At 66.1% G+C, this 14,038-nt stretch carries 10 protein-coding genes; 5 read left to right on the top strand and 5 right to left on the bottom strand.

Features of this window, described 5'->3' with window-relative positions; all coding sequences use genetic code 11:
* Positions 1-31: 31 nt before the first annotated feature.
* Both ABIE08_RS14080 and ABIE08_RS14075 read right to left on the bottom strand, forming a co-directional pair.
* The gene (locus ABIE08_RS14080) at positions 32-1,045 is read right to left on the bottom strand and encodes a BMP family lipoprotein (RefSeq protein ID WP_354551969.1); all 1,014 of its coding nucleotides are present in this window, start codon (positions 1,043-1,045) and stop codon (positions 32-34) included.
* A 379-nt stretch (positions 1,046-1,424) separates the two neighbouring features.
* Entirely contained in the window at positions 1,425-2,180 is a 756-nt protein-coding gene (locus ABIE08_RS14075; RefSeq protein ID WP_354551967.1) for a hypothetical protein, read from the bottom strand.
* 377 nt (positions 2,181-2,557) lie between these two features.
* Here ABIE08_RS14075 and ABIE08_RS14070 point away from each other — a divergent pair, with 377 nt between their 5' ends.
* The 3 genes from ABIE08_RS14070 to ABIE08_RS14060 all read left to right on the top strand — a co-directional run bounded on the left by ABIE08_RS14070 (position 2,558) and on the right by ABIE08_RS14060 (position 5,319).
* Complete coding sequence (locus ABIE08_RS14070; RefSeq protein WP_354551965.1) at positions 2,558-3,340, top strand: outer membrane protein; 783 nt, start codon at positions 2,558-2,560, stop codon at positions 3,338-3,340.
* A gap of 42 nt (positions 3,341-3,382) precedes the next feature.
* The gene (locus tag ABIE08_RS14065; protein ID WP_354551963.1) at positions 3,383-3,907 is read left to right on the top strand and encodes a DUF992 domain-containing protein; all 525 of its coding nucleotides are present in this window, start codon (positions 3,383-3,385) and stop codon (positions 3,905-3,907) included.
* Between the two features lie 329 nt (positions 3,908-4,236).
* On the top strand, positions 4,237-5,319 hold the full coding sequence (locus ABIE08_RS14060) for an alpha/beta hydrolase (protein WP_354551961.1): 1,083 nt from the start codon (positions 4,237-4,239) through the stop codon (positions 5,317-5,319).
* 393 nt (positions 5,320-5,712) lie between these two features.
* Here the strand turns inward: ABIE08_RS14060 and ABIE08_RS14055 are convergent, their stop codons facing one another.
* From ABIE08_RS14055 to ABIE08_RS14045, 3 genes are all read right to left on the bottom strand, one after another.
* Positions 5,713-8,802 carry an efflux RND transporter permease subunit gene (locus tag ABIE08_RS14055; protein WP_354551960.1) on the bottom strand — a complete coding sequence of 1,030 codons (3,090 nt, stop codon included), beginning with the start codon at positions 8,800-8,802 and terminating at the stop codon, positions 5,713-5,715.
* The gene (locus ABIE08_RS14050) at positions 8,799-9,869 is read right to left on the bottom strand and encodes an efflux RND transporter periplasmic adaptor subunit (RefSeq protein ID WP_354551958.1); all 1,071 of its coding nucleotides are present in this window, start codon (positions 9,867-9,869) and stop codon (positions 8,799-8,801) included. The genes ABIE08_RS14055 and ABIE08_RS14050 overlap by 4 nt, the downstream gene beginning before the upstream one ends.
* A 371-nt stretch (positions 9,870-10,240) precedes the next feature.
* Complete coding sequence (locus tag ABIE08_RS14045; RefSeq protein WP_354551956.1) at positions 10,241-11,317, bottom strand: helix-turn-helix domain-containing protein; 1,077 nt, start codon at positions 11,315-11,317, stop codon at positions 10,241-10,243.
* 175 nt (positions 11,318-11,492) lie between these two features.
* Here ABIE08_RS14045 and ABIE08_RS14040 point away from each other — a divergent pair, with 175 nt between their 5' ends.
* Both ABIE08_RS14040 and ABIE08_RS14035 read left to right on the top strand, forming a co-directional pair.
* Positions 11,493-12,542, top strand: a complete 1,050-nt coding sequence (locus ABIE08_RS14040; RefSeq protein WP_354551954.1) for a patatin-like phospholipase family protein — start codon at positions 11,493-11,495, stop codon at positions 12,540-12,542.
* A 3-nt stretch (positions 12,543-12,545) separates the two neighbouring features.
* Positions 12,546-13,988: a GntP family permease gene (locus tag ABIE08_RS14035; RefSeq protein ID WP_354551953.1), complete on the top strand. Its 1,443-nt coding sequence runs from the start codon at positions 12,546-12,548 to the stop codon at positions 13,986-13,988.
* Positions 13,989-14,038: the final 50 nt, after the last annotated feature.

Genomic DNA, 14,038 nt, shown 5'->3' with positions numbered 1-14,038 from the left:
AAGGGAGGGCGATGGCAGCGGAAGACGCCGTTTACTGCGTCGTCGTGGCGACCTTGATCTTGCCCGAAGCGATGTCGGCCTTCAGGGCCTCCAGCTTCTCCTTGACGTCGGCCGGGATCTTGTCGGCGACGCCGGGGCAGAGCAGCAGCTCGACGCCCCCGGACTTGACGTCCGCCGTGTGGACGCTGCCGGGCTCGAGCGTCTTGCCATCGACGAGATCCTTGACCAGGTCGTAGACGGCGACGTTGGCATTCTTCAGCATCGAGGCCATGACATGGCCCGGCGCAACGTCGCACTGGTTGACGTCGACGCCGATCGAGTACTTGCCGGCGGCGGCGCTCGCCTGCAGCACGCCCTCGCCCGTCGGGCCGGCGACGTTGTAGACGATGTCCGAACCCTGGCCGTAGAGCGCCATGGTCAGCTCGCTGCCCTTGGCCGGATCATCGAAGGTGCCGGCGAAGACGGCGTCGAGGCGCACGTCCGGAGCGGCGGTCTTGGCGCCCTGCTCGTAGCCGACCATGAAGTCGCGGATGACCGGGATATCGCGGCCGCCGACGAAGCCGATTGCCTTGCCGTCGCCGAGACCGTCGATCTCGCTACCCTTCTCGGCCATCATCGCGGCCAGCGCGCCGGCCAGAAACGAACCCTGATTCTGGGCGAAGTTGGCATAGATGATCTGCTTGGAATCGAGCACGCCGTCGATGAAGACGAACTTGGTGTTCGGATAGGCGGCGGCGGCCTTCTGCAGCGCGTCGACGAGCTCCCAGCCCATGACGAAGACGACGTCGTACTCGCCGCCCTTGGCGAGGTTGTTGAACTGCTCTTCATAGTCGAGGGCGCGGTTGCCCGTGTCGACCAGCTTGACCTTCACACCGAGGTCCTTCTCGGCCTTCTTCAGGCCCTCGACGATGGCAACGCCAAAACCCTGGGAGAAGTAGCCGGAGATCGCCGCGACGGAGACGTCCTTGGCGAGCGCGGCCTGGCTGGCGAGCGCGATGACGGAGGCGCCGCACAGCGCGACGAGACGACGAGACCAACTGGACATGATGAAACCGACCTCTGGAGCTGAAAACAGGTGTTCGTTGTCGACACCCACCCTCGACATCTGACGAGCCCGACAGTTTCCCCTGCACCGGTCACTCGAATATCGTTGATGGCCATATGAGATTGCGGGGAACGCAGGATGCTGTCAATGCGGAAATGCGCGCCAAAATCTGCCCGATATATCGTGAGGGATAGATCGACTGGCTAATTAACAAGATTCAGGCGGCGGCCTCCAACTTGGATGACCACCAACAATTATTTCGACCAAGCGCGAAGCCAGCCCGCCGCTGCCCGACCGGGATAGGCCACCATTCCCGGCTCCGGAACGCAAGAAGGATGCCGGCTACGCTCCAAGGCGGAGCGCGCCGGGCAGCCCGCCGTCACGAGGGGGTGAGTTCGCCGATCGCGGCGCGGATCGGATCGAGCGAAGGACGGATGACGCCTTCCGTGGGCGCGGCCAGTTCCAGGATCATGAAAATGCCGCCGGCGACGGCCACCGAACAGAGGAACAGCGAGGCCAGCGCCGTGGCGTTGCGCGGCGCGAACAGCCCGAAGCTCGCGAACAGGATCGCCAGCCAGAAGATCAGCAACACCAGGAACGGCACCGGCACGGCGCTCTTGTCGTTCTCGATCAGCAGCCAGCGCGCTTCGGAAATGCTGCTGATGAGTTGCAGCGCCTGCTCCTGGATATGGCGCTGGCGATCGTCGGCTGGACGCAGGTCCACGACCCGGTCGCTGATGGTCTCCAGCATGGCCAGCGTCTGCATGCCCATCTCGTCGCGCCGGACGCCGGTGCCCAGTTCGCCGATCTTGGCCTGCGCATAGGTGCGGAGCGAGTCCCGGATGGGATCGGCTTCCGGCCCATAGCGGACCAGCGAGCGGTTGAGCCGCACCATATCCACGGCGAGATTGCTGATCGCGTGGGTTCGGGCGGAGAAGGAGGTGCTGGCGGTCGAGATCAGCAGCCCGATGACGAGCGCGGAAAGCGTGCCCACGACAGCCATGGACACGGAAACGGCGGTTCGGGTCTCGGGGCCGAGGTGCTGATCGGGCAGAAGACGAGCGCCCGTGAGGCCGAGCAGCGCGCCGCCGAAAATGGCGAGGAAGGCAGCGATGCCGGTGGTGATCGACGTCATGCCCGCCCCTCTACCCTAGAGCGCTCGATCCGCGCCGGGTTCGCCATCGGGCCGGCGGCATCGCGACGGGCCCGGTTTCGACGGCCTGGGGCCCTCGTAGCAACTCCGAACCCTTCCAAGCGAGGCTGGCTTCTCTGCAACGGTCTCATGAAATCCTGCTGTATTTCGTCGAAGCTTCCCGAACGGCATGCGGCGCATCTTCAAAAGACAGGCCATTGTCCTGTAAGGTCAAGCGGCTTCGTTCGCGCCCGAGAATCATTTGGGCCGGGACGATGCTGTGGGGATGCGTAAACAGGACAGGAATGGACCCGCGAGCCCGGCCTCGCGCACGGAGTGTCCGTTCGACCTGCTGCCGCAAAGAATGGAGACGAGGGGAAATGAGAGCATCCTGCCTGCATGTCCCGCTTCTGCTTGCGGCCATGGCGGCTCCAGCGGCCGCGGCCGATCTGGCGCTGCAGCCGGTGGAAAACGTCGCCCCTGCGGAAGCCTGGCGTTTCCAGGCCACCCTCTATGGCTGGGCCGCCGGCGTCAGCGGCGATGTCGGCGTTCTGGGCCTGCCGCCCAAGAGCATCGACATCACGCCATGGGACGCCCTCGAGAACCTCCAGGGTGCGGTGATGGGGTCCTTCCTGGCCGAGTATGGCAACTGGATGATCCTGACCGACCTGATGTGGGTCAAGGTCGGCAGCGATGGCCCGATCGGCAGCAATGGCGGCCAGATCGACTTCGTGCAGAAGCAGCTGACGGCCTCGGGGCTGGTCGGCTACCGGCTGCCCCTCGACATTCCCAATCTGCAGCTGAGCGCGACGGCGGGCTTCCGCTATCAGCATCTCAATGTCGACCTCGATTTCGATGCCGCCGATCCGCGATTCTCCTTCGACGTGGACCGGACCAAGCAATGGATCGACCCCACCGTCGGCCTGAGCCTGCATTATGATTTCAACGACCGCTGGTTCCTGAACGCGCTCGGCGATATCGGCGGCTTCGACGTCGGTTCGAACCTCACCGCACAGGGTTTTGCCGCGGTCGGCTACAACTGGACCAAGACGATCTCGACCGCACTCGGTTACCGTGTAATCTACACGGACTACGAGAAGGACGGATTCGTCTACGACACCACCCAGCAGGGCGTCTTCACCAGCCTCGGTGTGCATTTCTAGACAGATTTGATCCGCCAAACCGATTTCAGGAAGGGTTCAATCATGTTCTTCGTATCCCGGAATATGCCGGCAGCTTCACGCGTGCGGACCGCGGCGCTCGGTGCCGGCCTCGCCGTCGCGGCATCGCTGCTGATGGCCTCCGGCGCCATGGCGCAGTCCGCGACCAAGGTCGGCACGCTGAAATGCGATGTTTCCGGAGGCGTTGGCCTGATCCTGGTCGAAAAGCAGACCATGACCTGCCAGTTCGTCCCCGCCCAGAACGCCGGCCCCACCAACAACTACACCGGCAAGATCGAAACCTTCGGCGTCGCGCTGGGCGGTGTCGAGCAGGGCCACCTGATCTGGGGCGTGATCACCCAGACGAACAATGCGCCCGCGGTCGGCGCCTTGGCCGGCAAGTATGTCGGCGCCAGCGCCGACGCGGCCTTCGGTCCTGGCCTCGGCGCCAATGTTCTCGTCGGCGGCTCGGGCGATGCGTTCGCGCTGCAGCCGATCTCGGTCGAAGGTGAAATCGGCATCAACATCGCCGCCGGCGTGACGCAGCTGACGCTCGTTTCCGCCCCCTGATCCCGGCCAAACGCTTGGTTGACACGGCGCGCGACAGGGTCGCGCGCCGTTCTGCCTGTGCGCCCGTCGGGGCGATGGCGACCTCGAGCCTCTCGATCGGCAGACGGCCGGAAGCACGTACCATGAAGCGGGCCTGTGTGGCCCGGTCGACGCTTCACCGCGACAGACGAGCCGTGTAACAGTAGCGTCAGGATGCCGGAATAGAGTGCTGGCGGATCCGGGATGCTTGCGGGGGCTCTGTGTCGTCAGTTGCGTGTTTTCTTTCCAGGGCCGTCCTGCTCCTCGGACTGACGCTGAGCCTTGCCGCCTGCGCATCGCGACCCCAAGGGGTGCTGGCGCCCGTCAAGGCCAATGCCGCCGCGGCGCAGAAGGTCGACCTGCTGGTGGCCACCACCCGCGCGCCGGCGCCAGAGCCCGGCGTCTATTTCAACGGCGAGCGTGGGCCGGATCTTTCGCTCAGCAATATCGTCGTCTCGATCCCCGACCAGCGCCCGGTCGGCAGCATCCAGTGGCCGAGCCGCGTGCCAGGCGACCCGGCGCGCGATTTCGTCACCACAAAGGTGACGCCAATGCAGCCGGACCAGGCTAAGGCCTGGTTCAAGCGCACCGCCGGCAAGCCGAAGCGCGTGCTGATCTTCGTTCATGGCTTCAACACGCAATTCGCCGACAGCGTCTTCCGCTTCGCGCAGATCGTGCATGACACCGATGCCAATGTTGCGCCGATCCTGTTCTCGTGGCCGTCGCGTGGCAGCGTCTTCGACTATAATTACGACCGCGAAAGCGCCAATTATTCCCGCAGCGAACTGGCCTCGGTCATCCTCGCCGCCGCCAACAGCCCGGCTGTTTCCGACGTCACCATCATGGCCCATTCGATGGGCGGCTGGCTTGCCGTCGAGTCGCTGCGCCAGATCGCGCTGCAGCAGGGGCGCGTGCCCGCCAAGGTCTCGAACCTCATCCTGGCCTCGCCGGATCTCGACATCGACGTCTTCCGCAAGCAGGTGCTGGAGATGGGCCCCAAGCGCCCGCACATAACCCTGTTCGTGTCGCAGAACGACCGGGCGCTGCGCCTGTCACGCCTGCTTTCCGGCCGGATGACGCGGCTCGGCGCCGTCGACATCACGCGCGAGCCTTATCTGTCGCAGATGGAATCGGCGACCAACATCACCGTGCTCGACCTCACGGCGCTGCAGAATGGCGACCGGCTCAACCACAGCAAGTTCGCCACCAGCCCGGAGGTCGTGCAGTTGATGGGCGACCGCCTGATCCAGGGGCAATCGGTGACGGATTCGACTCTCGGCAGCGCGGGCGGCCTCGGCGCCACGACCCTGGGCGCCGGCCAGGTGCTGGGTTCCGCCGCCGGCGCCGTCCTGACGGCCCCGATCCTGATCTTCGAGAGCGCCGGACGGAAATAGGCGTTCTAAGCAGGAGGCGCTCGCACCGGCGCAACGCTCCTGACGGGCGTCCGGGCAGACCCTATTTCACCTCTCGCTGAGAAGTCCTTCACGCAACCCAATTTGAAAAGCGAGCCCCGCTCATCGGGCGTCATCCCGGCGAAGGCCGGGATCCAGACGCGCAGGACTAGGGTGGCGAGGCTGGCCACCACACTTGCATTGGCTTGTGTCTATGGGCCCCGGCCTCCGCCGGGGCGACGAGCCTTCGTGCAAGCGTCCTGCATGGCTGCGCTAGCGGGCGCCACACATCCCCGAGCAGGATGGAGACGATACAATTTCCGAAGGGAGCCTCCCAAAAAACGCAAAAGGCCGCGGAATTCCGCGGCCTCCTGCAATTCGTCGTCCTGACGGGCGTCAGGCGGCCGTGACAGCCGCCGTCGCGGCGACGGGGGGCTTGGGTGCCGGCTCGCCTTCCTTGCCGCGATAGAAGGTCACGTACAGCGTCGGCAGGAACACCAGCGTCAGCAAGGTCGCGACCAACAGGCCGCCCATGATGGCGAAGGCCATCGGGCCCCAGAAGATCGTCGCCGCGATCGGGATCATGCCCAGCACGGTCGAGATCGCCGTCAGCATGATCGGCCGGAAACGCGACACCGTCGCTTCGAGCACGGCATCCCAGATCGACAGGCCGCGCGTCCGCTCGGCCTCGATCTGCTCGATCAGGATCACCGCATTCTTGGCGATCAGGCCGAGCAGCGAGAGAATGCCGAGGATGGCGACGAAGCCGAGCGGCCTGTTGAACAGGAACAAGGCGCCGACCACGCCGATCAGCCCCATCGGCACGACGCAGAGCACGATGAACAACCTGCCGAAGCTCTGCAACTGCGCCATCAGGAACGAGACCATCAGGAACAGCATGATCGGGACGACCGCCATCACGGATTGCAGCGACTGCGCGCTCTCCTCGACGACACCGCCGACGGCGATGTTGTAGCCGGGCGGCAAGGTGGCCCGCAGCGCCTCGACGGAATCCGTCAGCTCGGCCACGACCGCCTCGGGCGACCCGCCCGGGCGAACGTCCGACTGCACGGTCAGCGTGGGCACGCGGTCCCGGCGCCAGATCAGCGGATATTCCTGCCCGTAATCGAACGTCGCGAACTGGCTGAGCGGCACCGTGCGCCCGTTCGGCAGCGGCACCTGCAGCGTCTGCAAATTGGCGAGCGAGACACGCTGCTCGTCGGTGGCGCGCGCGATGACGTCGACGAGGTAGATATCGTCTCGAACCTGGGTGACCGTGGTTCCGGTCACCACCGCGTTCAGCGCGGAAGCCAGCGCCTGCGAACTGAGCCCGAGAAGGCGCGCCTGGTCCTGGTCGATCTTGACGCGCACCATGCGCGCCGGCTCCATCCAGTCGAAGTTGACGCGCTTGGTGTCCGGATTGGCCGAGACGATCTGTGCGAGGCGCATGGAGATGTCGCGCACCTGATCGACGTCCGGGCCGCTGACGCGGTACTGCACCGGCCAGCCGACCGGGGGCCCGAGCTCGAGCGGAGCGACGCGCGAAACCGAGTCCGGGAACTGTTCCGCGAGCTTGGTCTCGAGACGCTCTTCCAGCCGGAGCCGCGCGTCGACGTCCTTGGCGATGACCACCGCCTGGGCGAAGAACTCGTTCGGCAGCTCGACATTGAGCGGCAGGTAGAAGCGGATGGCGCCACGGCCGATATAAGTGCTCCAGCGCTCGACGTCCGGGTCGTCCTTCATGATGGCGTCGAACCGGGCCGAGACGTCGCCGCTCTGATAGATCGACGTGTTCTGCGGCAGGCGCAGGTCGACCATCAGTTCGGTGCGGTCGGATGCCGGGAAGAACTGCCGCGGCACGTGAGGCAGCAGCAGAAGCGCGCCGACGAAGCAGGCGAGCGTCAGGCCGATCGTGATCCAGCGCATCCGCATCGCGGTGAGCAGGATCGAGCGGAAGACCCGGACGATGATGCTGACCTTGTTGGGATCGGGCTTGTCCTTCGGCGCCTTGAGCAGGACGGCGCCGATCAGCGGCGAGAAGATCACCGCGCCGAGCCAGGACACGACCAGCGCGATGCCCACGACGGCGAAGATCGAGAAGGTGTATTCGCCGGCGGACGAACGGGCGAAGCCGATCGGTACGAAGCCGGCCGCGGTGACCAGCGTTCCGGTCAGCATGGCCAGCGCCAGCGTCCGGAACGTATTCGCCGCCGCATCCTCCTTGGTCTCGCCGGCGGCCAGCCTTGATGTCATCGAATCGACGGTCGTCATCGCGTCATCGACCAGCAGGCTGAGCGCGATGATCAGCGCGCCGAGCGAAATGCGCTGCAGGTCGATGCCAACGATGTTCATGACGGCGAACACCATGGCGAGCGAAATCGGGATCGCCAGCGCCACCACCGTGCCAGCACGGATGCCTAGGCTGACAAAGCTCACCACCGCGATGATGGCGATCGCCTGCCACAGCGAGGTGGTGAAATCGCCGATCGCTTCGTCGACGACGACGGCCTGGTCAGCGACCAGCGACGGCTGGACGCCGAGCGGCAGGTTTGTCGTGATCTCGGCCATCACGGTGCGGATGTTCTTGCCGAGCGCCAGGATATCGCCGCCATCGCGCATGGCGATGCCAAGGCCGATCGCCGGCTTGCCGTCGACGCGGAACTGCGGCTGCGGCGGGCTGGCATAGCCGCGCCGGACTTCGGCAATGTCGCGCAGGCGGATGAGCCGGCCATTCGAGACGACGTTGAGATCGAGCAGGTCCTGCTCGTTCTGGAAGGCGCCGGAAACGCGCAGCGAAATGCGCTCCTCGCCCGTCTCGAGCACGCCAGCGGGGCTGACGACGTTCTGCGCCCGCAGCGCATTCAGAAGCGCCTGACGATCGATCCCCATGCCCGCGAGCTGCTTGGTCGAGAATTCGACGTAGATCTTCTCGTCCTGCGCGCCGATGATCTCGATCTGCGAGACATCTGGCACCTGCAGCAGACGGGAGCGGGCCGCCTCGACATAATCGCGCAGTTCGCGATGCGAGAAGCCGTCGGCGGTGAAGCCGTAAATGATGCCGAACGTGTCGCCGAAGCTGTCATTGAAGAACGGGCCGAGCACGCCGGAAGGCAGGGTCTGGCGGATGTCGCCAATGCCCTTGCGCACCTCGTACCAGACGTCGGGGACCTCGGCGGAGGTCACTTCCTGGCGCAGATTGACGAACAGCGTGGTGCTGCCGGCGCTGGTCGACGAGCGGACGTCGTCGACCTCGGGGATTTCCTGGATCTTGCGTTCGAGCCGCTCGGTGACCTGGTTGAGCGTGTCCTCGATCGTCGCGCCGGGCCAGACCGCATGCACGATCATAGTCTTGATGGTGATCGGCGGGTCTTCGTTGCGGCCGAGGCTGATGAAGGAGGCGATGCCCGCCACCATCACCGCGATCATCCAGTAGACGATGAAGGAGCGATGGTTGAGCGACCAGGCAGAGAGGTTGAAGCCGCTCATTTGGCGGCCCCGAGCAGGCGGACCTTCTGGCCCGGATGAAGCGCCTGGACGCCGGCCGTGACGATGATGTCTCCCGTATCGATGCCGCTGGAGACAATCACGGTCGCCGGATCGTGCCGGACGATCTCGATATTGCGCAGCGAAACGGTCGAGGCGACCGGATCGACCACCCACACGGCCGGGTTCTGCTCGGCGGTCGTCAGCGCGCTCGCGGGAAGTGAAATCACGGGCACGGAATCCATGACCATGGTGCCGGTCACCGTCGAACCGAGGCGGAGGCCGGCGGGCGGGTTGTCGAGACCGACGCGGACGGGGAAGTTGCGGGTCTGCGCATTGGCTTGGGGCGCGATTTCGCGGACGCGGCCGACGGCCGAAACGGTGGGATCGTCGGTCAGGCGGACGCTGACGACCGGATCACTCGGCGCCGTGCGCAGCATCTGGGCCGGCACGTCGAAGACGGCGTCGCGGCCATCCTGGCGCGCAAGCTGGACGATCATCTGCCCGGCCTGGACCACTTCGCCGGGCTCGGCGCCGCGAGCGGTGATCGTGCCGGAAACGTCGGCCTTCAATTCGGTGAAGGCGACGCGATCGCTGGCGATCTCGAGCTGGGCTTCGGTATTGTCGACCTGCGCCTGCGCGGTCTGCAGCGCCTGCTGCGCCTGGTCGAAATTCGCGCGGGTGGTGAAGCCGTTGCGGAGCAGATGCTCCTGGCGGCCAAAGGCGTTGCGCGCCTGGACCAGCTGGGCCTCGGCGGCGACGTTCGCCGCCTGCGCCGAGCGCAGCGCGTTCAGCTCGTTGACGGGATCCAGCCGGGCCAAAACCTGGCCGGCCTCGACGCGGTCGCCGACATTGACCGGTCGCTCGATCATCCGGCCGCCGATGCGGAAGGCCATCGCGGCTTCGTTCTGCGCCTCGATCAGGCCGGTGAGGACCACCTTCTCGCCGGCCTTCTCGCGCGTGGCGATGACGGTCCTGACGGGACGAATTTCCGGAGCCTGGGTTTCGGCTTCCCTCTGGCAGGCCGCCAGAACGGGGGCCGCGACAAACAGGACAGCGGCGACGCGCATCAAGCCACGCACGCTCTTCCGACGATCGGCCGGTTTCGTCACGAGATACCCCCAAACCAAAAATGCCCGGGGATCCTGGCTCGGGCGAAATCGCACCTCGCAGCCACGCTTCACCCGGAACCGACACGCCATCTGGCGCAAGATAAACTCTTGTCTGGAACGAGACCCGGAAGCAGTCAAGAGCGGAGCTCGACCTGCCACCGAGGCCCCTACCGGACCGCTCGCAGCCAGACACACGCGGCGGAACCTAGCGGCTCCGACCGCCAAAGGCATGAGCCCGGCGTCCCGACCCTGTGCCGCGCATCCCAAACACCATCCCGATGGATGCGGTGCAACAGAGCGAGCGGTTCACCCCGCCCGAGGCAAATGACTCAGGCGCGGAGCCGCCGGAGCAGCTCTCCGAAATCCGTGCTGACATCGCCGACGCCGCTCATGCGCCGGATGGCGGACGCAATCGGCGCGCCGACGGCGGCTGCAAGGCGCGCCTCGCTGGGGCTGTGGCCGAACTCCTGCTTGAAGGCGCGGCTGAATCCGGAGGCATCGCTGAAGCCCAAGCCCTCGGCGATCTGGATGATCGGGGTCTTGTTGGCGGGATCGGACAGGGCTGCATGGGCGGCCAACAGGCGCTGCCGATGGACATAGCGAGCCACGCCGCCGAAGGGCTCGAACATCCGATAGAGCCTGGAACGCGACACGCCGAGCGCCTGGCCGAGCTTGTCCGGCCCAAAGGTGACCGAGCGCAGGTTCTGCCCGACGATCACCCGCGCCCGCTCCATCAAGGTGGCGACGATCGCGTCCTGGGCGATCTCGATCCGGTCCAGGGACGGGCGGACGCAGGCGGCGATCATGGCGCGCGTCGCCTCGACCACGTTGGGAAGATCCTCGACCGCCACATCGGGCAATCGCTTTTCAAGACTGAGGAAATAGTCGGCAAGCAGGGCGCCGATCCCCCGATCCGCCACCGTGTCGATCGCATGGTCGATGCCGCCCAGATTGCCGCCGAACAATTCGCGCGGCGCATAAAGCGTCAAAACGCTGGTATCCTTCGCAGCGCCGTCGAAGGGCCTGCCCAGCGAACGGAAGAAGAGCTGCCGGGGCTCGGCCGGACTTCCCGGCAAGGACGGTCCCGTGCCGTCATTCACCAGTACGAAGCACCAATGGTCGAGCGGGTTCTTCCGGACGTGCTGCCAGACGCGCGTCTGCCCGTCGGCCGGCAGGCGGGCCCGCGTCAGCGCAAAGCCGCCGACATCCCAGACGCGCTGTTCGGCGTCGAATCCGCCGTCGCGGTCGCCGGCAAGATCGAGATCGATGACCGGCGACATCAAGGAACGCCACGCCTCGAACTGGTTACGGACAGGGACGGACCGGGTGCTGAAATCGATCGGTTCGATCCGCGTGACAGGCGCTTCCACGGGAACAGCCGACTGCGGTTCGGGAACATTCTTCATCGCACCCGTCGACTCCGATCCAAGCGGAAACACGCCGCCAGCTTGGCCATTTCCTATCAATACAAGTTGCGTGTGACAAATGATATGGATCAATATCGCAGTGCAGCATTACCCTTAGGGAATGGCTTGTGGTCGCTTCCGCGATTCGCTTGTCCACCTGTCTCGGCGAGGCCCGATGTCCCGTGCACCGAAAAGCCCGAAGCGCTCCGCTTCCGCCCCGCTCCCGGTCGACCTCGCGCTGCAGGGTGGCGGTTCGCACGGCGCCTTCACCTGGGGCGTGCTGGAGCGCCTGCTCGAGGAACCCTCGCTGAAGATCGACGGCATTTCCGGGACGTCGGCGGGTGCGATGAACGCCGCGGTGCTGGCGGATGGCTATGCCGCCGGGGGCGCCGAAGGCGCGAAAGCCGCGCTCGAAGCCTTCTGGCGCGCCGTTTCGAAGTCGGCGCGCTTCAGCCCGTTCCAGCGCAGTCCGATCGACGTGCTGCTCGGCCGCTGGTCGCTCGACCATTCGCCCGCCTATGTCGCCGTCGACCTGATGTCCCGCGTCTTCTCGCCTTATGATCTGAACCCGAGCGGCAAGAACCCGCTGCAGGACCTGCTCGTCGAGAGCATCGACTTCGAGCGGCTGGCCCGCTCGCCCGTCCGCCTGTTCATTACCGCCACCAATGTCCATACCGGGCGCGGCCGCATCTTCCGCAATCCCGAGATCACTGCCGACGTGCTGCTCGCCTCGGCGTGCCTGCCGACCATGTTCCAGGCCGTAGAGATCGACGGCGTCCCCTATTGGGACGGCGGCTATGCCGGCAACCCGACGATCACGCCGCTGGTGCGCGAAAGCGATGCCAGCGACACCATCTTGGTGCAGATCAATCCGCGCGAAAGGCTGGAAACGCCCAAGACGGCGCCGGAGATCATGAACCGCCTCAACGAGATCTCGTTCAACTCGCCGCTGATGAAGGAACTGCGCATGATCGCCCTGCTGCGCCAGGTTGCCGATCCCGGCAATGGCGAAGGCGCGCGCTGGGCCGGCATGCGGACGCACCGGATCATGACCGAGATGATGGTCGATCTCAGCGCCTCGTCGAAGCTGAATGCCGAATGGGCGTTCCTGTCGATGCTGCGCGCCGAAGGACATCGCGCAGCCAGCGCCTTTCTCGACGAGCATGGCGACGATCTCGGCCAGCGCTCGACCGCCGATCTCGATGTGCTGCTCGGGGAGTGCTGAGCGATGGGGCTGCTCGGCATCCTTCTCGGCCTCGGCCTGCTGATCTGGCTGGCGTTCCGGGGCTGGAGCATCCTGCTGCTGGCGCCGATCGCCGCCTTGATCGCGGCGCTCTTTTCCGGCGAGCCGCTGCTGGCGCACTGGACACAGACCTTCATGGCGAGCGCCGCACAGTTTCTGGCGCAGTTCTTCCCGATCTTCCTGCTCGGCGCCCTTTTCGGCAAGCTGATGGAAGACAGCGGCTCCGTCACGGCGATCGCCAACACCATGGTCGAAAGGCTCGGCGAGCGGCGGGCGATCCTCGCGGTCGTATTGGCCGGCGCGCTCGTCACCTATGGCGGCGTCAGCCTGTTCGTCGCCTTCTTCGTGCTGGCGCCCATGGCGATCGCGCTGTTCCGGCGCGCCGCCATTCCGCGTCGCCTGATGCCGGCCGCCATCGCGCTCGGCACCTCGACCTTCACCATGTCCGCCCTGCCCGGCACGCCGGCGATCCAGAACGCCATCCCGATGCCGTTCTTCGGCACGACGCCCTTCGCCGCCCCCGGCCTCGGCATCATCGCCTCGGCGATCATGCTCGCCTTCGGCCTCTGGTGGCTCTCGCGCGCCGAGGCCCGGGCCCGCCGCGCGGGCGAGGGTTTTGGCGACATGCCGGAACCGGTGATGGACGAGGCGCTAATCCGCGAGCGGGCGACCGTCGCGCATGAGTTCGATCCGGCCGAGATCCACCATGGCGTTCCGAGCCCGAGCGCGCCGCCGATCTGGATCGCCGCCCTCCCGCTGGTGGTGGTGATCGTCGTCAACCTCGTCATGAGTTTCGTCGTGCTGCCCCGCCTCGACACGGCCTATCTCGCCGAACCGGTCTGGGGCTCCACCTCGATCACCGCGGTCGGTGGCGTCTGGTCGGTGATCGTGGCGCTGACCGCCGCCATCCTGACGCTGCTCGCGGTCAGCGGCCGTCGCCTGCCGACCCTGCGTGCCACCATCGACGCGGGCGCGAATGCCTCGGTTCTGCCGGCCTTCAGCGTCGCCAGCCTGGTCGGCTTCGGCGCCGTCGTCGCCGCCGTGCCTGCCTTCGAGCTGGTCCGCGACTGGGTGCTTTCGATCGATGGCGGCCCACTGGTCTCGCTGGCGATCGCCACCAACATCCTATCGGCGCTGACCGGCTCGGCTTCCGGCGGCCTCACCATTGCACTCGACGCGCTGGGCGGCACCTACATGAAGCTCGCCGCCGAACAGGGCATCGACCCGGCCCTGCTGCACCGGGTCGCCGTGATCGGCGCCGGCACGCTCGACAGCCTGCCGCATAACGGCGCCGTGGTGACCCTGCTCGCCGTCTGCGGCTCGACGCATGGCAAAAGCTATTTCGATATCGTCATGGTTGGTATCGTCGGTGCATTAATCGCTCTGGCGGCAGTGATTCTGCTCGGCTCCGCTTTCGGATCCTTCTGATACCCGTCAAAGATCGACCCGGGGGCCCGCGGAGGCTCGGCAGAACAGGT

The sequence above is a fragment of the Kaistia defluvii genome, assembly GCF_040548815.1.
In the GTDB taxonomy this organism is placed as follows: domain Bacteria; phylum Pseudomonadota; class Alphaproteobacteria; order Rhizobiales; family Kaistiaceae; genus Kaistia; species Kaistia defluvii_A.
Note: the sequence above shows the minus strand (reverse complement) of the source record. Positions and strands in the feature narration are given on the sequence as shown.

Bases quoted from the DNA above. Each gene is read 5' to 3' on its own strand.
- ABIE08_RS14035 (WP_354551953.1), top strand. From the start codon at position 12,546: ATGGGGCTGCTCGGCATCCTTCTCGGCCTCGGCCTGCTGATCTGGCTG.
- ABIE08_RS14075 (WP_354551967.1), bottom strand. From the start codon at position 2,180: ATGACGTCGATCACCACCGGCATCGCTGCCTTCCTCGCCATTTTCGGC.
- ABIE08_RS14070 (WP_354551965.1), top strand. From the start codon at position 2,558: ATGAGAGCATCCTGCCTGCATGTCCCGCTTCTGCTTGCGGCCATGGCG.
- ABIE08_RS14040 (WP_354551954.1), top strand. From the start codon at position 11,493: ATGTCCCGTGCACCGAAAAGCCCGAAGCGCTCCGCTTCCGCCCCGCTC.
- ABIE08_RS14050 (WP_354551958.1), bottom strand. From the start codon at position 9,869: ATGCGCGTCGCCGCTGTCCTGTTTGTCGCGGCCCCCGTTCTGGCGGCC.
- ABIE08_RS14055 (WP_354551960.1), bottom strand. From the start codon at position 8,802: ATGAGCGGCTTCAACCTCTCTGCCTGGTCGCTCAACCATCGCTCCTTC.
- ABIE08_RS14045 (WP_354551956.1), bottom strand. From the start codon at position 11,317: ATGAAGAATGTTCCCGAACCGCAGTCGGCTGTTCCCGTGGAAGCGCCT.
- ABIE08_RS14080 (WP_354551969.1), bottom strand. From the start codon at position 1,045: ATGTCCAGTTGGTCTCGTCGTCTCGTCGCGCTGTGCGGCGCCTCCGTC.
- ABIE08_RS14065 (WP_354551963.1), top strand. From the start codon at position 3,383: ATGTTCTTCGTATCCCGGAATATGCCGGCAGCTTCACGCGTGCGGACC.